The organism is Cellulosimicrobium cellulans (genome assembly GCF_024124905.1).
In the GTDB taxonomy this organism is placed as follows: Bacteria; Actinomycetota; Actinomycetes; order Actinomycetales; family Cellulomonadaceae; genus Cellulosimicrobium; species Cellulosimicrobium cellulans_G.
In genome coordinates this window covers 693,898-714,372 of sequence record NZ_JAMXST010000003.1, presented here as the reverse complement: position 1 = coordinate 714,372, position 20,475 = coordinate 693,898, and the positions used below count along the sequence as shown (strand labels likewise).

17 protein-coding genes are annotated in these 20,475 nt (G+C 75.2%); 4 read left to right on the top strand and 13 right to left on the bottom strand.

The genetic code is table 11. The features are described 5' to 3' along the window. Positions 1 to 28 precede the first annotated feature (28 nt). Both NHH00_RS11870 and NHH00_RS11865 read right to left on the bottom strand, forming a co-directional pair. Positions 29 to 1,435 (bottom strand): ABC transporter substrate-binding protein, encoded by a 1,407-nt coding sequence (locus NHH00_RS11870; RefSeq protein ID WP_253052332.1) that lies wholly within the window; start codon positions 1,433 to 1,435, stop codon positions 29 to 31. Between the two features lie 262 nt (positions 1,436 to 1,697). Beyond that, positions 1,698 to 2,708, bottom strand: a complete 1,011-nt coding sequence (locus tag NHH00_RS11865) for a LacI family DNA-binding transcriptional regulator (protein WP_253052330.1) — start codon at positions 2,706 to 2,708, stop codon at positions 1,698 to 1,700. 232 nt (positions 2,709 to 2,940) lie between these two features. On the opposite strand from NHH00_RS11865, the gene map reads away from it, so the two are divergent. Next, a complete protein-coding gene (map, locus tag NHH00_RS11860; protein WP_064316124.1) occupies positions 2,941 to 3,732 on the top strand; it encodes a type I methionyl aminopeptidase in 792 nt (263 codons plus the stop codon). On the opposite strand, the gene NHH00_RS11855 is transcribed toward map, so the two are convergent. The 3 genes from NHH00_RS11855 to serS form a co-directional block, all read right to left on the bottom strand. Further along, positions 3,707 to 3,886, bottom strand: coding sequence for a hypothetical protein (locus NHH00_RS11855; RefSeq protein WP_253052328.1), 180 nt, complete (start codon positions 3,884 to 3,886; stop codon positions 3,707 to 3,709). The two genes, map and NHH00_RS11855, sit on opposite strands and share 26 nt — an antisense overlap. 77 nt (positions 3,887 to 3,963) lie before the next feature. Then, on the bottom strand, positions 3,964 to 4,788 hold the full coding sequence (locus NHH00_RS11850; RefSeq protein WP_308202298.1) for an HAD family hydrolase: 825 nt from the start codon (positions 4,786 to 4,788) through the stop codon (positions 3,964 to 3,966). Next, positions 4,785 to 6,068 carry a serine--tRNA ligase gene (gene serS, locus NHH00_RS11845; RefSeq protein ID WP_253052326.1) on the bottom strand — a complete coding sequence of 428 codons (1,284 nt, stop codon included), beginning with the start codon at positions 6,066 to 6,068 and terminating at the stop codon, positions 4,785 to 4,787. Before serS ends, NHH00_RS11850 begins: the two co-directional genes overlap by 4 nt. Positions 6,069 to 6,140: 72 nt before the next feature. Here serS and NHH00_RS11840 point away from each other — a divergent pair, with 72 nt between their 5' ends. Further along, a complete protein-coding gene (locus tag NHH00_RS11840; RefSeq protein WP_253052324.1) occupies positions 6,141 to 7,277 on the top strand; it encodes a diacylglycerol/lipid kinase family protein in 1,137 nt (378 codons plus the stop codon). Between the two features lie 16 nt (positions 7,278 to 7,293). Here the strand turns inward: NHH00_RS11840 and NHH00_RS11835 are convergent, their stop codons facing one another. Together NHH00_RS11835 and NHH00_RS11830 are read right to left on the bottom strand one after the other, a co-directional pair. Beyond that, positions 7,294 to 7,848 carry a TetR family transcriptional regulator gene (locus tag NHH00_RS11835; protein WP_253052322.1) on the bottom strand — a complete coding sequence of 185 codons (555 nt, stop codon included), beginning with the start codon at positions 7,846 to 7,848 and terminating at the stop codon, positions 7,294 to 7,296. 2 nt (positions 7,849 to 7,850) lie between these two features. After that, on the bottom strand, positions 7,851 to 8,375 hold the full coding sequence (locus NHH00_RS11830) for an FBP domain-containing protein (protein WP_253052320.1): 525 nt from the start codon (positions 8,373 to 8,375) through the stop codon (positions 7,851 to 7,853). Between the two features lie 172 nt (positions 8,376 to 8,547). On the opposite strand from NHH00_RS11830, the gene NHH00_RS11825 reads away from it, so the two are divergent. Then, complete coding sequence (locus NHH00_RS11825) at positions 8,548 to 13,257, top strand: hypothetical protein (protein ID WP_253052318.1); 4,710 nt, start codon at positions 8,548 to 8,550, stop codon at positions 13,255 to 13,257. Positions 13,258 to 13,267: 10 nt separating this feature from the next. On the opposite strand, the gene bsh is transcribed toward NHH00_RS11825, so the two are convergent. From bsh to NHH00_RS11795, 6 genes are all read right to left on the bottom strand, one after another. After that, on the bottom strand, positions 13,268 to 14,215 hold the full coding sequence (gene bsh / locus NHH00_RS11820) for a choloylglycine hydrolase (RefSeq protein ID WP_253052316.1): 948 nt from the start codon (positions 14,213 to 14,215) through the stop codon (positions 13,268 to 13,270). 149 nt (positions 14,216 to 14,364) lie between these two features. Continuing rightward, the gene (locus tag NHH00_RS11815) at positions 14,365 to 15,249 is read right to left on the bottom strand and encodes a glycosyltransferase family 2 protein (protein WP_374614856.1); all 885 of its coding nucleotides are present in this window, start codon (positions 15,247 to 15,249) and stop codon (positions 14,365 to 14,367) included. A 188-nt stretch (positions 15,250 to 15,437) separates the two neighbouring features. Continuing rightward, positions 15,438 to 16,262 (bottom strand): DUF5926 family protein, encoded by an 825-nt coding sequence (locus NHH00_RS11810; RefSeq protein WP_253052314.1) that lies wholly within the window; start codon positions 16,260 to 16,262, stop codon positions 15,438 to 15,440. 10 nt (positions 16,263 to 16,272) lie between these two features. After that, entirely contained in the window at positions 16,273 to 17,352 is a 1,080-nt protein-coding gene (locus NHH00_RS11805) for a pirin family protein (RefSeq protein ID WP_253052312.1), read from the bottom strand. Between the two features lie 641 nt (positions 17,353 to 17,993). Next, a complete protein-coding gene (locus NHH00_RS11800; RefSeq protein ID WP_253052310.1) occupies positions 17,994 to 19,001 on the bottom strand; it encodes a hypothetical protein in 1,008 nt (335 codons plus the stop codon). A 91-nt stretch (positions 19,002 to 19,092) separates the two neighbouring features. After that, complete coding sequence (locus tag NHH00_RS11795; RefSeq protein ID WP_253052308.1) at positions 19,093 to 19,668, bottom strand: DinB family protein; 576 nt, start codon at positions 19,666 to 19,668, stop codon at positions 19,093 to 19,095. 142 nt (positions 19,669 to 19,810) lie between these two features. Here NHH00_RS11795 and NHH00_RS11790 point away from each other — a divergent pair, with 142 nt between their 5' ends. Continuing rightward, entirely contained in the window at positions 19,811 to 20,425 is a 615-nt protein-coding gene (locus tag NHH00_RS11790) for a TetR/AcrR family transcriptional regulator (RefSeq protein WP_253052306.1), read from the top strand. The last annotated feature ends 50 nt before the right edge of the window (positions 20,426 to 20,475 follow it).

Here is a 20,475-nt window from a genome sequence, read left to right as displayed (position 1 = left end):
CGCGGTCAGGCCCCGGGTCGCCCGCGGGTCAGGACGTCGGCCAGGACGCCTCGATGGCGTCGAGGACGGCCTCGTCGGACTTGTCGCTCGCGATCCACTCCGTCATCTCGGTCCAGAACGAGCCGGCACCGACGGCGGCGGGCATCATGTCCGAGCCGTCGAAGCGGAACGTGTAGCTGTCGTCCGTGAGCAGCTCGTACGCCTGCTGGTCCATCGGCGACTGGAGCAGCTCCGGGTCGAGGCCGTTGTTGGCGCTGATCCAGCCCTGCGGGGTCACGCTCGCCTTGGCGTTGGACCACTCGGGGCTCGACAGGTACGCGTGGAACGCCTGGACCTCGGGACGGTCGTTGAACGCGGCGACGAACTCGCCGCCACCGAGCAGCGGCTTGTCCTCCGCGGTCTCGCCCGGGAGGTAGAAGGCCCAGACGTCACCGTCGGGCGCGACCACCAGGTCGGGGTCGAGGGTCGTCCAGTTGGCCTGGTAGAACGTCGCCTGGCGGTGCATGTAGCACAGGCCGTCGATGATCGGGTAGCCGCCCTCGGTGAACTCGGTCGTCGCGATGGTGCTCACGTCGCCGAGGCCGCCGTTGACGAACTCCTCGTTCTTCAGCACGTCGCCGACCGTGGCCAGCGCCGTGGCGATCTGCGGGTCGTTGAACGGGATCTCGTGGTTGACCCACTGGTCGTAGACCTCGGGGCCCGCCGTGCGCAGGACGACGTCCTCCATCCAGTCGGTGGCCGGCCAGCCGGTCGCCTCGCCGGACGCGATGCCCGCGCACCACGGCTTGACGTCGCCGCCGGGGTTGTCCGCGACGATCTGGTCGGAGAGCTCCATGAGCTCGTCCCACGTCGTCGGGACCTCGTAGCCCGCCTCCTCGAACATGGACGGCGAGTACCAGACGAACGACTTGACGTTGGCGCCGAGCGGCGTCGCGTACAGCGTCCCGTCGACGGTGCCGTAATCCTTCCAGGACTCGGTGTAGTACTGGTCGACGTTCGCGGACGCCGCCTCCCCGACGGGCTGGATCGCGTCGGGGAAGTCGGCGACGATGCGGCGCAGCAGGCCGGGCTGCGGCAGGTACGCGATGTCCGGCGCGCTGCCGGACTGGATGCGGACGGGGAGCTGCGCCTCGAACTCCTTGGAGCCCTCGTACTCGATCGTGGCGCCCGTGCACTCCTCGAACGGCTCGTACGACGCCTGCTGCTGCTCCGCCTCGGTGTCGACGATCGTCGAGTACACCGTCACCGTCTTGCCGGAGAGGTCCCCGTACTGCTCGTAGTCGGCGCAGTCCACCTCGGCGCTCGGCGACTCGTCGTCACCTCCGCCGCCGCCACCGCCGCTGCACGCCGCGAGCACGAGCGCGAGGCTCGCGCCGCCGGCGGCGACCACCAGCGTGCGACGACGCGCCGCGCTGGTCCTCGTGGTCCTGGTCATGTCAGCCTCCACCTCGTCGTGGGTACGGACGCCGTCACCCCGGTCCGGTGAGGACCGGGCGCATCGCGACGTCGCGAGCGCGGGTGCGCTCTCGCCCTAGGCACCATGCAAGCGGTTGCATCGCGCTGCCGCAAGCACAGGAGAGGCGAGTTTGCGTAACGATTCCGTCACGTGCGCCGGGTGCGCGCTCTCTCACCCCTCCCCTCCTGGCCACGCTCCCACGCGGCGTCGTCGAGCGCGCGGCGAGGCGCGGCTCGGGGCCTCAGGCTCCGGCGCCCGGCGGCGCCGTCGAGCCGCGGCGCACCAGCTCGGTCGGATAGGTGAGGCTCTCCGGCACCGGGGCGCCGTTGATCATCTCGAGCAGGAGGAGCGCCGCGTCGAACCCCTGCTGGTAGGCGTCCTGGGCGATCGTCGTCAGCCCGACGAGCTCCCCGAGGTCGTGGCCGTCCACCCCGACGACCGACAGGTCGTCCGGGACGCGCAGCCCCAGGTCCCGCGCCGCGAGGATGGCCCCCATGGCCATCTCGTCCGACGCCGCGAAGACGGCGGTCACGTCCGGCCGGCGGCGCAGGAGCTCCGCCGTGGACTCGCGCCCTCCCGCGACGTCGAAGTCGCCGTTCACCTCGAGGTCCGGCTCGACGACGATCCCCGCCTCCTCCAGGGCGCGCACGTAGCCCCGGGCCCGCTCGACAGGCGGCGACCACGACGACACGAGGTCGGGCACCCCGGTCACGTGGCCGATGACCCGGTGCCCCAGGTCGAGCAGGTGGCGCGTCGCGGCCCGGCCGGTCGCGACGTCGTCGAGCCGGACCGTCACCTGGTCGGCCGGCCCCGACCCGACGAACGCGAGCGGCCGGGCGAGCCCGACGAGCGAGCGCACCTCGTCGTCGTCGAGCGGCAGCCCGACGACGAGCGTCCCGTCCACGCGGTGGCGCAGCACGCTCGGGTCGACCCGGCGGCGGGACGACGTCCGGCGGACGTCGAACGTGTACAGCAGGACGTCGTAGCCGAGGTCGCGGAGCGCACGCTCGGCGCCCTCGATGACGTTGGCGAAGAACCAACGGTTGACCCACGGGGTGAGCACCCCGATGGTGCGGGTGCGCCCGGTGGCCAGCGACGACGCCGACGGCGTGGGCACGTACCCGAGCCGGGCCGCCTCCGCGAGCACCCGCAGGCGCGTCGCCTCCGACACGTTGGGCAGGCCGCGCAGGGCGCGCGAGACGGTCGCCGTGGACACCCCGGCGGCCTGGGCGACGTCGTCGATACCTGCCACGACGGGTGATGCTGCCACGCCCGGAGGCCACGTGGCGAGGCGCCGTGCCGCATCGTGAGCAGATCGATGCAAGCGCTTGCGCCCCGGCGGCGTGCGCACGGCACCCGCTCCCGCCGCACCGCGGCAGCGCGGACCGATATCGTGGGGAGGCCCGTCCCGCGGCACCGCTCGGCACCGCTCGAGCCGGCCGCGCCGCCGTCGGGCACGCCACCTGCGAACCGGAAGGACCACGATGATCGAGCTGAGGACCCCGCGGGAGATCGACCAGATGCGACCCGCGGGACGGTTCGTCGCCGACGTCCTCACCACGGTGCGCGCCGCCACCAAGGTCGGGACGAACCTGCTCGAGCTCGACGAGGTCGCGCACAAGATGATCCGCGACCGCGGGGCCGAGTCGTGCTACATCGACTACCACCCGTCGTTCGGGGCGAGCCCGTTCGGCAAGGTGATCTGCACGTCCGTCAACGACGCCGTGCTGCACGGCCTCCCCCACGACTACGCGCTGCGCGACGGCGACCTGCTGAGCATCGACTTCGCCGCGTCCGTCGACGGGTGGGTCGCGGACTCGGCGCTGTCGTTCGTCGTCGGGACGCCGCGCGCCGGGGCGCTCGGCGAGGCCGACGCGAAGCTCATCCAGACGACCGAGCGCGCGCTCGAGGCCGGCATCGCGGCCGCGCAGCCGGGCAAGAAGGTCGGCGACATCTCCGCCGCCATCGCCGACGTCGCGCACGCCGCGGGCTACTCGGTGAACACCGACTTCGGCGGGCACGGCGTGGGCCGCACGATGCACGGCGAGCCCCACATCCCCAACGACGGCCGTCGCAAGCGCGGGTTCCCCCTCAAGCCGGGCCTCGTCATCGCGATCGAGCCGTGGTTCCTCGAGACCACGGACGAGATCTACACCGACCCCGACGGCTGGACCCTGCGCTCGGCCGACGGCTCGCGCGGCGCCCACAGCGAGCACACGGTCGCGATCACGCCCGACGGCCCGGTCGTCCTCACCGCGCGCGAGCCCCGCGACTGACCACCCCCGCGAGGTAGACCCCCGGTACCCCGGAAGAAACGTCCCCCGCCTCGGCGACGAGGAGCAGCGCGTCGTCGTCCGCGAGGAGCGTCGCGAACGACGCGTCGAAAGCCGCACGCTCGGGGACGAACGACGTCGCGAAGACGCTACCCATCCCGCCGAGGTAGAACCGCAGGTCGCGACGTAGAACCCCGCGAGCTCTATCTCGCGCCCTGCTGTTCTACCTCGCGGTCAGGGCAGGAGGCTGCGCAGGAGGTGGGCCGCGCCGTCGTCCTCGATCGAGCCGGTGACCTCGTCGGCGGCGGCCTGCACGACGGCGTCCGCGTGGCCCATCGCGACGCCGTGCGCCGCCCAGCGGAGCATGTCGACGTCGTTGCGGCCGTCGCCGACCGCGACGGTGCGGTGCGGCTGGACGTGCAGGGTGCGGCGCACGAGCTCCAGGCCGGTCGCCTTCGTGACGCCGAGCGGCGCGATGTCCATCCACGCCGTCCAGCCGACGGCGTACGTGACGTCGTCCAGGCCGAGGCGCTCGACGAGCTCGTGGAACTGCTCGCTCGTCGACCCCGGCGCCCGCACGATCACGCGCGTGACCTCGCCCGACCACAGCTCGTCGAAGTCGACGACGCGGTGCACGCCGTCGAGCTCGCCGTCGGGGAAGAGCTCGTTCATGCGGAAACCGACGCCGACGTCCTCGACGGCGTACCGCGCGTCGGGCAGGTGCTCGCGCAGGAGCCGCAGGGCCGGGCCCGGGTCGAACGTCACGACGTCCTCGAGGACGTACCCGTCGGGCTCGTCCGGGTCGAGCCGCGCGGTCACCGCGCCGTTGGACGCGACGACCCAGCCGCGGTCGATCCCCAGGATCTCCGCGACGGGCGTCATCGCGATGAGCGACCGCCCCGACGCGAGCACCACGTGGTGCCCGGCCGCGCGCAGGTCGGCGACGGCGTCGCGCACGTCGTCCGACAGCTCCTGGTCGTACGACATGAGGGTGCCGTCGATGTCGAGCGCGACGAGCAGCGGCCCGGACGCGTCGTCCGGGACGAGGGGACCCGTCACGCCACCACCGGCTCGAGGACCTCGAGGCCGCCGAGGTACGGCCGCAGCCCCTCCGGCACGCGGACCGACCCGTCGGCCTGCTGGTGGTTCTCGAGGATCGCGACGATCCAGCGCGTCGTGCCGAGCGTGCCGTTGAGCGTCGCGACGGTGCGCGTCTCGCTCTTGCCGTCGACCTCGACGCGCTCGCGCACGTTGAGGCGGCGCGCCTGGAACGTGGTGCAGTTCGACGTCGACGTGAGCTCGAGGTAGCGCTGCTGCGTGGGCAGCCACGCCTCGCAGTCGAACTTGCGCGCGGCGCTCGACCCGAGGTCGCCCGCCGCGGTGTCGATGACGCGGTACGGCAGGTCGACGAGGCGCAGCATCTGCTCCTCCCAGCCGAGCAGGCGCTGGTGCTCCGCCTCGGCGTCGGCCGGGTCGCAGTAGGAGAACATCTCGACCTTGTGGAACTGGTGCACGCGGATGATGCCGCGCACGTCCTTGCCGTGCGAGCCGGCCTCGCGGCGGTAGCACGCGCTCCACCCGGCGTAGCGCAGCGGCCCGGCCGAGAGGTCGACGATCTCGTTCGCGTGGTAGCCCGCGAGCGCCACCTCGCTCGTCCCGACGAGGTAGAGGTCGTCCTTCTCGAGGCGGTAGATCTCGTCCGCGTGGGCGCCGAGGAACCCGGTGCCCTGCATGACCTCGGGCCGCACGAGCGTCGGCGTGATGACGGGCGTGAACCCGGCCGCGACCGCCGTGTCCATCGCGGCGTTGAGCAGCGCGAGCTCGAGGCGCGCGCCCACGCCCGTGAGGTAGTAGAACCGCGCGCCCGAGACCTTCGCGCCGCGCTCGGTGTCGATCGCGCGCAGGCCCTCGCCGAGGTCGAGGTGGTCGCGCGGCGTGAAGCCCTCCGCGGCGAAGTCGCGGATCGTCCCCTCCTCGCGCAGCACGACGTAGTCGTCCTCGCCGCCCGCGGGAGCGCCCGCGACGACGTTCGAGATGCGGTAGAGCAGCCCGCGCAGCTCCTCCGACGCGGCGTCCGCGTCGGCCTGGCGCGCCTTGACGTCGGCCGCGAGCTGCTTGGTGCGCGCGAGCAGCTCCTGCTTCTCCTCCCCCTGCGCCTGGGCGACCTGCTTGCCGAGGGACTTCTGCTCGGCGCGCAGGCTCTCGAACTCGCTCAGCGCGGCGCGGTGACGGGCGTCGGCGTCGAGGGCGGCGTCCACCAGCGCGGGGTCGTCACCACGGGTGACCTGGCTGGCACGGACGATGTCGGGGTTGTCGCGCAGGAGGCGGAGGTCGATCACGCCAGCAGCCTAACGAACCGGGCGGCCCCCGGTCGCGGACCGTTCCCGCGCCCACCCCGCTACGGTGTCGCCATGTCCTGGACGCTCTGGCTCGCGATCGCGGCGCTCGCCGTCGCGGTGGTGGCACTCGTCGTCGCGCTGGGCCTGCGCGCGCAGCAGACCCGGCAGCGCCGCGCGCACGGCGACGCGCCGCCCGTCGAGGAGCCCGCGGTCGAGGACGACCCGCGCGAGCTCGTCGCGTTCGTCGCGAACCCGTCGAAGCCCGACGTCGCCGGGCTGGAGGCGGTCGTGCGCGCGGCCTTCGCGGACGCCGCCCTGCCCGACCCGCTGTGGTTCCAGACGACGGTCGAGGACCCGGGCGTCGGGCAGACCCGCGCGGCGCTCGCGCAGGGCGCGGACGTCGTCGTCGCCGTGGGCGGGGACGGCACGGTCCGCGCGGTCGCCGAGGGCATGGTCGGCAGCGGCCGCACCATGGGCCTGGTCCCGGTGGGCACCGGCAACCTCCTCGCGCGCAACCTCGACCTGCCGGTGGGCGACGCGCGCGCCGCGCTGGCCGTCGTGATCGCGGGTTCCGACCGCCCGGTCGACGTCGGCTGGGTCAAGGTCCTGCGCTACGCCGACGTCACCCCCGCCGAGGGGGACGAGCCGGGGACGGCGCCCGACCCCGCCCAGGACACCGACAAGGAGCACATCTTCCTCGTCATCGCCGGGCTCGGGTTCGACGCCGCGATGGTCGCCGACACCGACGACGACCTCAAGGCGAAGGTGGGCTGGGTCGCCTACTTCGTCGCGGGCATCCGGCACCTGCACGGGCGCCGCATGCGCGCACGCATCCAGCTCGACGACACGCCGCCCGTCGAGGCGCGGCTGCGCTCGCTCCTCATCGGCAACTGCGGCCGCCTCCCCGGGGGCCTGACGCTCCTGCCCGACGCGGTGATCGACGACGGGATCCTGGACATCGCCGCGATCGACACGCGCGGCGGGGTCGTGGGCTGGGCGCAGCTCTTCGGGGAGGTCGTCATGCAGGGCCTCGGCGTGCGCAACGACCTGCCCGCCAAGATCGGACGCATCGACCACGCGCGCGCCCGGCGCGTCCGCGTGCGCGTGGAGGGCGGCGAGCAGGCCCAGGTCGACGGCGACGTGCTGGGCCTCGCCGTGGAGATCGAGTCCCGCGTCGACCCCGGCGCGCTCGTGGTGCGCACGGCCTGACCCGCGTGCCGTGCGGTCAGCGCGACGTCGTCTCCGTGTCGATCGCCGACCGCATGACCGCGCGCGGAGGGATCGCCGCGGCCCCACCCACCCGGCTCAGCCCCGCCAGGCCGACGCCGACCATGAGCACCCTGCCCGCGGCGTCGCGGCGGTCCGGGCCGCCGAGGACGTCCGCGAGGACGGCGACCAGGTGGTCGAGCGTCTCCACGTAGGCGTCCGCGACCTCCGGCCGCAGCTGGGCGTGGGCGCCCGCCTCGGCCCAGAGCGCCAGGGCCCGGCCGTCACCGTCCGGCCCGACGAGGTCCTCGAAGAAGAGCTCGAGCCCCGCGCGCGGCGCCAGACCGCGGGACGCGCCCTCGAAGGCGACGATCTCCTCTCGGGCATAGCGCCGCCAGGCCTCCGCGACGAGCTCGTCCGTCGACGCGAAGTGGTGGTGGATCTGGCCGGGGGAGCCACCGAGCTCGTCGGCCACGACGCGCGCGGTGACGGCGCCGAGCCCGGCACGGCGCACGACGGCGGCCGCTGCGGCGACGATCGAGTCCCGACGCTCCGCGCGCGGCAGGTAGGCCATCGTCAGCTCCTCGTCCGTGTCGTGCCGACGCCGTCGGTCAGGCCGTGCAGGAACGCGAGAGTACGCGCCCGGAGCCCCGCCCGGCGAGCCCGGACGACCTCCTCCGCGGGCGGGTCGAGCGGGCCTCGCACGGGGGCAGCCAGCACGTTCCGGCCGCAGTCCAGGTCGGTGCAGACGAGGATGCCCACGGTGCTCAGGCGCCGCCTCTTGTCGGACGACGGCCGGGGAGCGGCGAAGAGCGCCACCTCGTTGAAACGCCTCGTGAAGCGACAGAGGGCGCACATGACCGCGCGCCCTCCGGTCTCCGCGTGGCTCGGGCTCTGGCGCAGGACCGCGCCCAGCGCACGGCCGTCGAGGCCCTCGGCCACGAGGAAGGCGCGCTGGGGCGCCCGAGGGTCCCGCCACCCGAGGTAGTCGAGATCGTCCCAGCGCAGAGCGTCGAAGTGCGCAGGCAGGCGGACCCTGCCCTCCGACGGGTCGGTGTTCACGATCGCGGCGCGCGCCTCGGCACGGCTCAGCGGTCGCACGGTCGGCTCCCAAACTTGTACATGGACCCAATTTGTACACGGGTACAAGTTTGACCGTCCAGCGCATACCCGCGCAGCGGGCGTGGAGGGCGCGTGAGCGTCCCGCGCGGACCTGCGACGACGCCGCTCGTCGGCCCGGTCCGGGCGCGAGGCGCCCCCGTAGGCTGGACCGGTGACGTTCCCGGCCGCCGCGCTCCCCCCTGCCCGCACCCTCCCCGCACGCCGGGGAGCGACGGGCACGCGGGCGACCGCGCTCGCGGCGGCGGTCGCCCTGACCCTGCTCGCCCTCCTCGGGACCGTCGCCGCGCCGGCAGCGGCCGCGACGCCGTCGGGCACGACCGCGACCGCGACCGGCACCACGAGCGCCGCCGCGACGGGCACGACGACCGGCACCGCGCCGACGCACGACCCGCGCCCCGTCGTGCTCGTCGCGGTGGCGGGCCTGTACTGGAGCGACGTCTCGCCCACCGCGACGCCCACGCTGTGGTCGATGATCCGGACGGGGTCGGTCGCGTCGCTCGGCGTGGGGCGGACGTCCTGCGCCACGGACGCGTGGCTCACGCTGTCCGCCGGGCAGATGGTCTCGTCCTCCGACCCGGCGGCCGACGAGCCGGTGGAGGCGCCGCCCGTCAGCGCCGAGCCGCCCACGCCGGGCTGCCCGCCGCTCCCCGTCCCCACCCCGACGACGTCGGGAGCGACCGCGCCCGAGGCGCTGCCCGCCGACGTCCCCGGGTGGGCGACGCTCACGGCGCCCTCCGAGGAGGAGGCCGCCGCCCCGACGACGCACCACGCGCCCGGGACCCTCGCGACGCGGCTCGCCGAGACCGGCGTCTGCACGACGGCGGTCGGGCCGGGCGCGGCCGTGATGCTTGCCGACGCGAACGGGCACGTCGAGCGGTACGCGTCCGCGCTCGCGGCGCTGCCCGAGGGCGGGCTCGACGCGTGCGACGTGACGGTGGTCGACCAGGGCGAGATCGTCGACTCCTCCCCCGGGCGGGGGCAGAGCCTCGACGCGCTCGACGAGGCGCTCGCGCGCGTCATGGACGAGGTCGACCGCGGGACGCGCGTCCTCGTCGCGGGCGTGCCCTCGGGGCCGGTCGGCGAGCCGGGGCTCCCGGTCGTCGTCGACTGGCGCAAGGGCGAGCCCACGAGCCGCTGGCTGCACTCCCCGAGCACGCAGAAGGACGGCATCGTCCAGCTCGTCGACCTCACGGCGACCGTCGTCGAGGAGGCGGGCGGGAGCACCGAGGGTCTCGACGGCGCACCGCTGTCGCTGGGCGAGGTCCGACGCATGGACGTGGCGCGCACGGTCGAGAACCGGCAGTACCTCAACGTCCTCACGAGCACCATCCCGACGCTCTACCCCGTGCTCGTCGGGCTCCTCGTCGCGACGCTCGTCGTCGCGCTCGGCGGGGCGCTGTGGGTGCGCCGCGCGGCCGCGCGGCGCGGGCTGCCGGCGCGCCCCGGCCCGGCCGGCCTGCGCGTCCTGTCCGCGGTGCTCCTGGTCGCGGCCGCTGCCCCCGTCGCAGCCTCCCTCGCGAGCCTGTCGCGGTGGTGGGTGTGGAGCGCGCCGGCGCCCGCGCTCACCCTCGCCCTCGCCGTCAGCGCCGTCGCCGTCGCCCTCGTCGCGTGGGCCGCCTCGCGCCTCCTCCCGCGCCGCCCGTGGGCGCTGCCGACGGCGCTCGCGGGCGTCACGTGGCTCGTCCTCACGGTCGACGGCGCGACGGGCACGACCCTCCAGCAGGCGTCCCTGCTCGGCACGTCCGCCGTCGCGGGCTTCACGCGCTTCTACGGCTTCAACAACGTGACGTTCGCCGTGTACGCGGTCGCGGGCCTCGTGCTCGCCGGCGGCCTGGCGTCCACGGCGCTCGCCCGGGGACGGCGGCGGCTCGCGGCGTGGCTCGTGGTCGCGGTCGGGGCGGTGACGATCGTCATCGACGGCTGGCCCGCGTTCGGCGCCGACTTCGGCGGGATCCTCGCGCTCGTCCCCGCGTTCGCCGTCCTGGCGCTGCTCGTCGGCCGGGTGCGGATCACGTGGCTGCGGGCGCTCGTCGTCGCGGGGCTCACCGTGCTCGTGGTCGCCGTCGTCGCGGTGGTGGACTGGCTGCTGCCCGGTGGCAGCTCGCACCTCGGCGGGTTCGTGCAGACCGTCCTCGACGGGGCGGCGCTCGAGGTCATCGGACGCAAGGCTCTCGGGGCCTGGCACACCGTCGCACAGCCGGCGGGTGCCGTCGCGGCGGTGCTCGTCGTCCTCACCGCCCTCGCCGCGCTGCGTCCGGAGCGCTTCCGTCTGCCCGAGGTCGCGCGTGCCTACGAACGGTGGCCGCTGCTGCGCGAGCTCGTGGTCGCGCTCGTGGTCGTCGCGGGGGTCGGCTCCGTGCTCAACGACTCGGGCATCATCATCGCCGTCATGGTCGTCGTCGTCGGGACCGCGATGATCGTGCCCGGCTTCCTCGCGCGCGAGGCGCCGCGACGCCCGACGTCCGCGCTCCCCGAACCGGGGATCCGGCACATGCCCACGATGCTCCTCACGGTCGGGGGCGGGCTCCTGCTCGTCGTCCTGCTCGTGTCGACGGTGCTCGCCTCGGGTGGGCTGCGTCCCACGTCCAGCGCCGCGCCCGCGGGAGGCGAGGCGGCCGTGACCCGTGCGGACGCCATCGCCACCGACCGGCCGCTCGTCGTCGTCGGGACCACGGGCGTCACGTGGAGCGACGTCACGGCGGCGACGACGCCGAACCTGCACGCCCTGCTCACCGACGGTGCCGGCGCCGGCGGCGTCGCCCAGCCGACCGGAGCGGCGAGCCGCTGCACCGTCGGCGGCTGGCTCGCGCTCTCGGCCGGGCAGCTCGCCGAGGTCGCGACGCAGCGCGCGCCCGACGGCACGTGGGAGTGCCCGACGGCGCAGCCCGTCACCTCCACCGAGGCCGCCGACGGCGCGCAGGTCGAGGGCTGGGACGAGCTCGTCGCGCTGCAGCACGGCTCGGGCTACCAGGCACGGCTGGGCGTGCTCGGCGACGCGCTCACCGGCGACGTCGCGGGCGCCTCGTCGGGCGCCTCGACGAGCACAATGTGCGCGACGGCCGTCGGGCCCGGTGCGGCGATCGCCCTCGCGGACTCGCGGGGCGACGTCGCGCGCTACCGGGACCTCGCGCGCGCGACCGCCTCCGGGAGCGACGCGTTCGCGTGCCCCGTGACCGTCGTCGACGCCGGCGACGCGACGACCCCGACCATCGACCCCGACCTCCCGGCCGAGGAGCGCGCCGCGCTGCGGGCCTCCCTGCGGACGGACCGGCTCGCCGCCGTGGACGCCACCGTGGGCGCCGTGCTCGACGCCACCCCGACCGGGACGACGGTGCTCGTCGTCGACGTCGCGGGCACGCCCGGGACGCGCCCGGCGCTCGGCGCGACGCTCGTGCGACCGTCGTTCGACGGCCCCGAGCAGGCGCGCTACGTGACGAGCGCCGCCACGCGGACCGACGGCGTCGCGCGCGTGCTCGACGTCCCGGCGACCGTGCTCGACGCCGCCGGCGTCGCGACCCCCGCACGCATCCAGGACACGCCGCTGGCGTGGGGCTCGCCGCGGCCCCCGGACGCGACCTCGACCGCGGACGCGCTCGCCGACCTCACGACGCGCGACCACGTGCGGCGCGCCGTCTACACCGCGTTCGTCGACGTGCCGCTCTACGCGGGCCTCGCCATCGCCGGGCTGTGCCTGCTGCTCGCGCCGCGGGCCGCGCGCGCGACCGGCGACCGGGCGCGCGCCCGCTGGGCCCGGGGCGCCCACTGGGCGCGCGGGGCCGCGCTCGTCGTGGCCGCCGTCCCGACCGCGGCCTTCCTCGTGTCGCTCACCGGCTGGTGGCGGTTCGCGAACCAGACCCTCGCGATCGTCGTGTCGACCGTGCTCGCGACGGCGGCCGTCGCCGCGCTCGGCGCGCTCGCCCCGCGGCGTCCCGTGTGGCTCGGGCCGGGGATCGTCGCCGGGATCACCTTCGCGGTGCTCACGCTCGACGCGCTCGTCGGGACGCCGCTGAACCGCGCCAGCCCGCTCGGCTCCGCACCGACGTTCGGCGCGCGGTTCTACGGGTTCGGCAACCCGACGTTCTCCGTGTACGCGGTCGCGGCGCTCGTCCTCGCGGCCGCGCTCGCCCAGTGGCTCGTGGTCCGCGGGCGCCGGTACGTGGCCGCGACGGTCGTGGGCGTCATCGGCGTGGTGACGATGGTCGTGGACGTGTGGCCGACCCTCGGGGCCGACCTCGGCGGCGGGCTCGTCGTCGTGCCGGCGTTCGCCGTGCTGGGGCTGGCGGCGTCCGGGGCCCGGGTCACGTGGCGACGGTTCCTGCTCGTCGCCGCCGCCGGCGTCGGCCTCGTCGCCGCCGTCGGCGTGCTCGACTGGCTGCGCCCGGCCGACGAGCGCTCGCACCTCGGCCGGTTCGTCGGCCAGGTCGTGGACGGCTCGGCGTGGGAGACCCTGCTCCGCAAGGCCGGCTACGCGGCCCGCTCCGTGCTGGGCGGCGTGCCCGTGTGGCTGACGATCCTCGTCCTCGTCGCGACGGCGCTCGTGCTGTTCTGGCCGCGGCGGTACACGCCGGGGTGGTTCACGCGGACCGAGGCCGCGTGGCCGCTCGTGCGCCCGACCGTGCTCGCCCTGTGGATCGTGTGCGTCGCCGGGTCGCTGGTCAACGACTTCGGCGTGCGCATCGCGCTCATCGCGCTCATCCCGGCGGTGCCGCTGCTCACCGTCGCGGCGCTGCACGCCGCCGCCGACGGCACCGGGACCGAGGAGGGGCCGGGCTCCCGGGAGGGCACGCCGGGCGCCGCGCCGGACGCGGCCGGGAGCGAGCCGGAGGACTCCACCTCACGGGTGCAGAGCGCGGCGCGCTGAGCCTCCCCTCCTACGCGAGCACGAGCTCGGTGCCGCCCGCCGCGAGGTCGGACATCGCGACGCGCCGGACCGCCGGGTCCTCGTAGGTGTTCCAGTAGTAGGTCGACGTGCGCGAGGAGAACAGCCCCGTGTAGACGGTGATCTCGGACTCGCCCGACGCCATCACGGCGCTGCCCTCGACCATCGCGACCTGCTGCAGCGTGTGGAAGGCGCGGCTGACGTTCTGCTCCTCGCTCTCCCGCGTCGGGTAGTGGGCGTTGACGTAGGCGGCGCGGACGAACCGCGACGGCGAGTAGTAGTCCCCCGGGATGCCGCGCATGTGCGAGCCCGAGCCGAACGGGGTGAGGACCGCCCCGCCCAGCTCCGTGTCCCCGGGGAAGTCGGGCGAGGTGTTGAGGTAGTTGCGCAGGTTCTCGTGGTGCCAGCCGAACCCGGGCTGGTTCGTGAGGACGTCGACGTCGTCGTGGAAGACGTGCATCCCGTCCGCCGTGTGCTCGACGACGACGGCGCGCGTCGCGTCGGCGACGATCCAGTGCAGCATCGAGCTCGGGTAGGTGTCGTCGATCGGCCGGTCGACGACCACGACGTCCTGGAGCGCGGCCTCCACCTCGTCCACCGTCGCGAACTGCGAGCACACCCACAGCGGGAGCTCGTACGCGGCGACGTTGACCGCGCCGTCGACCGGGCCGGGCGCGTACGCCGCGTATCCCGGGAAGTTGAGCCCCGCGACGGCGAGGCCCGCGTCGTTGCCGCAGTCGAAGTAGAGCGGAGTCCCCTCCGCCACGATGCCCATGCCGAGCGTCGCGTGCCGGACGGCGGGCACCGCGCCGAACGGTGACCTCGGCGCGTACCCGGTGGGCGTCAGCACCACCCGTTGCCCGTACCCGCTCGTCCAGTCGAGGTTGCGTGCGAGGTAGACGCTCCCCCTGCCGTCCGAGAACCTGATGCCCGTGCACATGGCGATGCCCCCGTCGTCGTCGGTGCGGCCTCGCGCGGACGCGAGCCACCGGGCACGACACCGTGCTCCGTCCACCCAGGGTGGGCTCCCCCGGAGACGCTCGCCACCCGCGGGACGGGACCGCGCGCCGGGCGGTGGCCGGGCCGGGCTCAGTGCTGGTCGGCGGCCCGCACCCGGTCGACGGCGGAGCGCATCTTGCGCGCGTTCACGGCCAGGAGCACGTCGCGGTACTGCGCGGCGCGGTGGAGCTGGCCCTTGAGGTCGTTGGACGACGCGCGGTGGCGCAGGTCGCACGGCACCTCGACGGCGACGTACCCCTTGCGGAGCAGGTCGATCGTCATGCCGGTCTCCACGCCCCAGCCGCGCGCGAGCGGGGTCGCGGCCTCGAACGCCTCGCGCGTGAGGCAGCGCATGCCCGAGAGCGGCTGCGTCGGGGTCCACCCCGTGAGCGACTGGATCGCGCGGCGCGCGGCCCCGACGACGATCCCCCGGCCGCCGGCGCCCGGCTGCGGCGGGAGCAGCGCGATCGCGAGGTCCGCGTACCCGTCGAGCACGGGCGCGACGAGCGGCGCGGTGTTCACGGCGGTCTCGCCGAGGTCGCCGTCGATGAAGAGCAGGAGGCGCGGGGGACGGTCGGCGGCGTCGCGCATCGCGACGACGGCCGCGCCGGTCTCCATGGCCGCGGCCTTGCCGCGGTTGTGCGAGTGGCGCACCACGACCGCGCCGGCCTCGCGCGCGACGTGCTGGGTGTCGTCCTCGCTCCCGTCGTCCACGACGAGCACGAGGTCGACGTGCGGGATCGCCTTGGCCGCGCGGACCGTCGCGGCGATGCGCCGGGACTCGTCCTTCGCCGGGATGATCACGGCGACGCGCTGCCGCACCGCGCGGCCGGTCCGGCCCTCGCCGGTCGTCGGCCGGGGCGTGCGTGCCCGCGTGCCGGACGCCGAGAGGTACGTCGGCGGCGTGCTCGCCGCGCCGGCAGGAGCACTGCCCGTGTTGTTCCCCGACTCAGTCGACCGATGGTCCGCGTTCACGCCGTCCAGCCTAGTAGTGCAAAGAGTTGGCCGCAGAAGTGTCGTCGTTCCACCAGCAGATCCGCTCGGGATCTTCGCAGGACGACCGGGCTGCGTTCCCAGGTCCCCCGGATCCTACTCGACGCGACAGCCCGCCGACAGGGGCGTCGGCGGGCTGCGCGTCGGGCCGCCGGCCGGCAGCGGGTGCGTCAGCGCAGGGTCACCTGGCGCGACACGATCCCCGCGCGCGCCCGGCGCTCGTTCGCGTCGAGCGGCTCCGTGACGGCGAGCGCCTCCGTGAGGAGCGCGTCGAGCTCCGCGACCGGGCCCTCGAGCTCGTCGGCCTCCGTCCCGCGCGGCAGCTCCCACACCGGGACGAGCACACCGCTCGACCGGAACGCGCCGACGAACTTGCCGCCCGCGAGGCCCGACTCGCGCCGCGCGTGCAGGCGCGAGATCGCGTCGATGAGCGCGTCCTCGGGCTCCGGACGCGCCCAGCGCAGGAACTCGCGCGACATGCGGCACCAGTACGCCGAGGGGACGGCGTCGAGCTTCACCGTGGGCACCATCGACTCGGCCGCCTGGTCGAGCGACGCGCGCAGGTCCGGCGTGACCTCCTCGGCGGGGTCGAGCCAGAACGCGAAGTCGTCGTGGACGGTGACGTCGAACGGGACGGAGAGGTCGAGGACGTCCTGCAGGCGCGGGCCGGCGTCGGGCAGCGCGCTCATCTCGATGGACGTGCCGGGCTCGGCGTCGATCGCCTCCAGCAGCGCCGCGGCGAGGTCGCGGCTCGTGTCGCCCGAGCCCGCGAGCGTCTGGACCGCGAGGAGGATCGCGCCGTCCTGGCGGTGCAGCGCGGCCCAGCCCGCGGGCAGGACGGTCACGACGGTGACGTCGCGCGCGCCGTGCTCCGCGGTCGTGCGGGCGGTCGCGGTGGCCGAGGGCACGACCTCGCGCATCGCGACCCAGTCGGTCTCGCCGGGGAGCCCCTCGAACGGGCGCAGCACGAAGTCGGGCGTGGAGTTCTTGGCCATGCGCGGCAGTCTACTGGCGCGCCGCCGGGCGGGTGCGGGGCCGCAGGCGGACGTCGGGCAGCGCGGGTGCCGGGAGCGGGCCGCCGTCGTACCCGACGACCTCGCCGTAGCGTCCGTCGCGCGCGCCCTCGGCGTACCGCGTGCCGCCGTGGTTCGGCCCCTCCCCGCCGGTGACCACCAGCTGCGCCTGCCAGTCGGCGCGGGCGCGCGCGACGTCGTCGTGCGAGCGGCCGACGAAGTTCCACCACATGACGATGTCCTCGCCGAACGGCTCGCCGCCCACGAGCACGACCCGCGCGGGGCCCTCCGGCCCGGCCTCGACGGTGAGCGTCGCACGGCCCGGCGCGACGTACCCGAGCGACGACGGCGGGACCACCTCGCCCTCCAGGCGCACCGTCCCGTCGTCCACGAGCAGGCCGTGCTCGAACGCCGGGTCGACGTCCAGCGTCACGCGCGCCCCGGCCGCCAGGTCCACCTGCGCCCCGACGAGGGGCGAGTACGTCGTCGCGGGCGAGCGCAGCCCCGCGCCCGCGACCCGCAGGCTCCCGAGGAAGACCTGGACCCGGGCACCGGCGACGTCCGCGACCGGCAGGTCGGCGTGGTGCTCGAACGCCGGCGGGTCGTCGAGCCGGTCGCCCGGGAGCGCGACCCAGAGCTGGACCCCGTGCAGGACCGGCGGGCGGACGCCGCGCGGCGACTCCTCCGAGTGGGAGATGCCACGACCCGCGGTCATGAGGTTGAGCTCGCCGGGCCGGACCGTCTGGAGGGAGCCGACCGCGTCCCGGTGCAGGATCTCCCCGGCGAACAACCACGTGACGGTCTGCAGGCCGGTGTGCGGGTGCGGCGGGACCTGCATGCCGTCGGTGCCGTCGCCGATCGCGGGCAGCGGGTCCGGCCCGTAGTGGTCGAGGAAGCACCACGCCCCCACGAGCGAGCGCGCGCGCTGCGGGATCGTGCGGCGCACCCGCATCGCGCGCGTGCCCCCGAGCGGGACGTCGCGGTGCTCGAGGATCTCCACCGCGGGCGCCACGCCGTCAGGGGCGCCCGCGGAGCAGACGCGCTCCTCGGGCCGGGTCTCGAGGTTGCTCATGGCACGAGCGTAGGCGCGGCGGACGGACCCGGCCCACCGGCCCGCGGACGGGTCTTCGCGTCGCGGGACGCCCGCGAGAGAATGGCAGCGAGGCCCCTCGGAGCAGGATTCCGAGGGGCCTCGCCGTGTCCGCGCGACCCCGGGGCGGTCGGGCCGGTGGCCCGTCGGGGCGCCGCTCGCGACGTGGCGGCCCGGCGTCCCCACGCCCGCTCCGGATGGCCCGGGCAGGCGTGCTGACGCCGATCGCGGTCGGCCTTCCGGGTCCGGTCGGAACCTGCGCCGTCGCGCGCAGCCCGCAGCAGGGGGTCGCGGGTCGTCCACCGTTCTCCGGTCAGCCGTGCCCTGGCGTGCGCGCCGGTCGTCGTGCGCTCCTGGCGGGGCCGTCAGACCCCTGCGTGCGGAACACCGTCGTCCGTCTGCGCCCGTCCGGGCCGTTAGCACGTTTGTAGTCCTCACCCGGAGGCCCTGCAAGAGTTCCCACCGATGTCATTTGACCGGTCGCGAAGGCCACAGGTTCGTCCACAGGCGGCCCCGCACGATTCCCACGGGACCCACAACCCTGTGGACGAAATCTGTGGACAGTTCGCGCGGGCGACACGCCCGGTTCCACCACGACCCGCGCCTCGTGCGCACGCCGTCGCTCAGACCCAGAACTGCGTCGTCGGCGTCGCCGCCGGCGTGAGCCGCTCGTCGAGGTCGAGGTCCCGCACGACGAAGCCGCCGTCGTCGACGAGCGTCCCCGCGAGGCGGCCCTGGAGCATCGCCGCGAGACGGGCGACGAGCACCCGGGCGCGCGAGCGCGCGATGACGTGCAGCCCCGACGGCCGCTCGACCTCGAGCTCGTACGGGTCCTGGGGGACCCACGTGACGCGGTAGGCGTGCGGCCCGTGCTCGCGCCAGTCGAGCGCACCGAGCGCGAGCGGCACCTGCGGCACGCGCTGCGCGGCCAGCCGGACCGCGCCGTCGTACGGGGTGTCCCCCGACAGCACGTACTCCGCGAGGCCGTCCGGGCGGGGGTGGACCGCGACGACCTGCGCGCTCGGGACCGTCGTGCGCAGGACGCCGAGCGCGGCGTCGGGGCCGAGGACCTGGGCGCTGTAGAGGGTCAGGTCGACCCCCGAGGCAGGGTCGGGCGTGAGCACGGTCCGGCCGTCCGCGACGACCGCGCCCCCGACGCGCCGGGCCGCCGCGACCGCCCAGCCCAGCACCTGGAGCTCGAGCCCCTGCGGCAGCCCCGCCGCGAACGCCCGCGCGAGGCCGTCGCGGTCGTCGACGAGCGGGGCCGGGGCCCCGCGCGGCGCCGGGTCGTCGACGTGCAGGGCGAACGCCTCGGCGCTCCCGCCCGCGAGGTCGAGCGCCTGCGTCTGCGGTGGCGTGAGCGGGAAGGGTCCGACGAGGCGCGCGCCCTCGGCGAGCCGGAGCTCGCCCGGCGTCACCACGCCCTCGGGCACCACGCCGCGGAACCGCGCCCCCACCATGGGCCGGGTCGCTCCCCCGCCGCCGGGCGGCGTCGTCCACGCCGCGTCGGCGAACCAGGCGCGCGCGAGGGTGTCCACGGGCGTACGAGCCGCGCCGCGGGAGCGAGGCACCGCGAGAAGGTGCGCTCCCGCGTGCGCGTCCGGCACGAGACCGGCGACGGTGGCGTCCATGACCGGACCGTAGGGCGTCCGGAATGCCGGGACGTTACGGCCGTGTCACGACCGTGCTTCTCCTGCCGCGGCGGGCCGGGGCCGCGCCCGGTCAGGCGCCGACGTCGTGCAGGTGGTGGACGACGTCGTGGACGAAGTACTGGCCGAGGGTGCGGACCGTGAACGCCGACCCGTTCGAGCGCCGTCCGGGACGCTCCCACTGCTCCGGGACGAGCGCGTCGAACCGGCCCGCGACCCGGTCGCCCGCGATCTCGAGCTCGCGCGCCACGGTCGCCGGGTCCTGGTGCGCGTAGTCCTGCTCGACCGCCGTGGCGTCCTGGTCCCAGTTCGCGAACTGCGGGTCGTCGCCCTCGACCATCGACTGCACGCGCACGTCGAAGACGGAGAAGACGTCGCGGACGTGCGCGGCGTACTCCAGCACGGACCAGGTCGTGGCGTCGGGGCGGACGCGCACGTCCTCGCGGCCCAGCGCGCCGACGTAGCGCGGGATCGCGTCGCGCACCGCGGCCCCCACGCGGTCGGGCGACACTTCGGCCGCCACGAACCCGCACTCCGGGCACGGCCGCTCCATGACCCACGTCCAGTCCTTGGTGTCCGCGGGGACGGGCGGGAAGTCCGGGTCCGGGGCGCTGGCGGGGACGCCGTCGGGCGCCGCGGTCGTGTCCATGGCGGCAGTGTGCCAGACGTCGGGGCGCGCCCGGGAGGCCCGGCTGCGGCCCGGCTGCGGCCCGGTTCCGGCCCGGTTGCGGCACGGTTGCGGCACGGAGGAGCCGATTAGCGTTCTGACACGACCTCCCTATGATGTCAGCATGCCCAAGATCATCGGAGGGTCCCTCCACGAGCACCGCGCCCAGACCCGGCAGAAGCTCTTCGCGGCGCTCTCGACCCTCATGATGGACCGCGGCTTCGACGCCATCTCGCTCGCCGACATCGCCGCCGCCGCGGGCGTCGGCCGCACCGCGGTGTACAACCACTTCCCCGACAAGGAGGCCCTGCTCCTCGGGTTCATCACCCACGAGACGGAGCAGTACGTCGGGACGCTCGAGCGGGCGCTGGAGGACGTGGACGACCCGGTCGAGCAGCTCCGCACCTACATCCGCCAGCAGGCGCAGCTCAAGCGCATCTTCCACCTCGCCCCCGGTCCGGACCTGCGCACCGTGCTGTCGCGCACGACGCGCCAGCGCCTGCGCGAGCACGCCGAGCTCGTCGAGACGATCCTGCGCCGCATCGTGGCGTCGGGCATCGAGGTCGGGGAGTTTCCCGAGCAGGACATCGACACCACCGTGCAGCTCGTCAACGCGTGCCTGTCCGGTCGGCTCGTCCCCGACGACCCGGCCGCGCGCGAGCAGGCGATCGAGGCGACCGAGGCCTTCGTGCTGCGTGCCGTCGGGGCCGACGCGACCTCACCCGCGCTCTCGCGCTGACGCTGCGCCCGCGCACGGACACCAGCGGCCGCGCCCTCTGCTGCGCGCAG

What these genes read in the sequence shown, in the direction of transcription:
- map (WP_064316124.1), top strand. Translation starts at nt 2,941, where the DNA reads ATGATCGAGCTGAGGACCCCGCGGGAGATCGACCAGATGCGACCCGCG.
- NHH00_RS11840 (WP_253052324.1), top strand. Translation starts at nt 6,141, where the DNA reads ATGTCCTGGACGCTCTGGCTCGCGATCGCGGCGCTCGCCGTCGCGGTG.
- NHH00_RS11795 (WP_253052308.1), bottom strand. Translation starts at nt 19,668, where the DNA reads ATGGACACGACCGCGGCGCCCGACGGCGTCCCCGCCAGCGCCCCGGAC.
- NHH00_RS11790 (WP_253052306.1), top strand. Translation starts at nt 19,811, where the DNA reads ATGCCCAAGATCATCGGAGGGTCCCTCCACGAGCACCGCGCCCAGACC.
- NHH00_RS11810 (WP_253052314.1), bottom strand. Translation starts at nt 16,262, where the DNA reads ATGGCCAAGAACTCCACGCCCGACTTCGTGCTGCGCCCGTTCGAGGGG.
- NHH00_RS11800 (WP_253052310.1), bottom strand. Translation starts at nt 19,001, where the DNA reads ATGGACGCCACCGTCGCCGGTCTCGTGCCGGACGCGCACGCGGGAGCG.
- NHH00_RS11870 (WP_253052332.1), bottom strand. Translation starts at nt 1,435, where the DNA reads ATGACCAGGACCACGAGGACCAGCGCGGCGCGTCGTCGCACGCTGGTG.
- NHH00_RS11805 (WP_253052312.1), bottom strand. Translation starts at nt 17,352, where the DNA reads ATGAGCAACCTCGAGACCCGGCCCGAGGAGCGCGTCTGCTCCGCGGGC.
- bsh (WP_253052316.1), bottom strand. Translation starts at nt 14,215, where the DNA reads ATGTGCACGGGCATCAGGTTCTCGGACGGCAGGGGGAGCGTCTACCTC.
- NHH00_RS11855 (WP_253052328.1), bottom strand. Translation starts at nt 3,886, where the DNA reads ATGGGTAGCGTCTTCGCGACGTCGTTCGTCCCCGAGCGTGCGGCTTTC.
- NHH00_RS11835 (WP_253052322.1), bottom strand. Translation starts at nt 7,848, where the DNA reads ATGGCCTACCTGCCGCGCGCGGAGCGTCGGGACTCGATCGTCGCCGCA.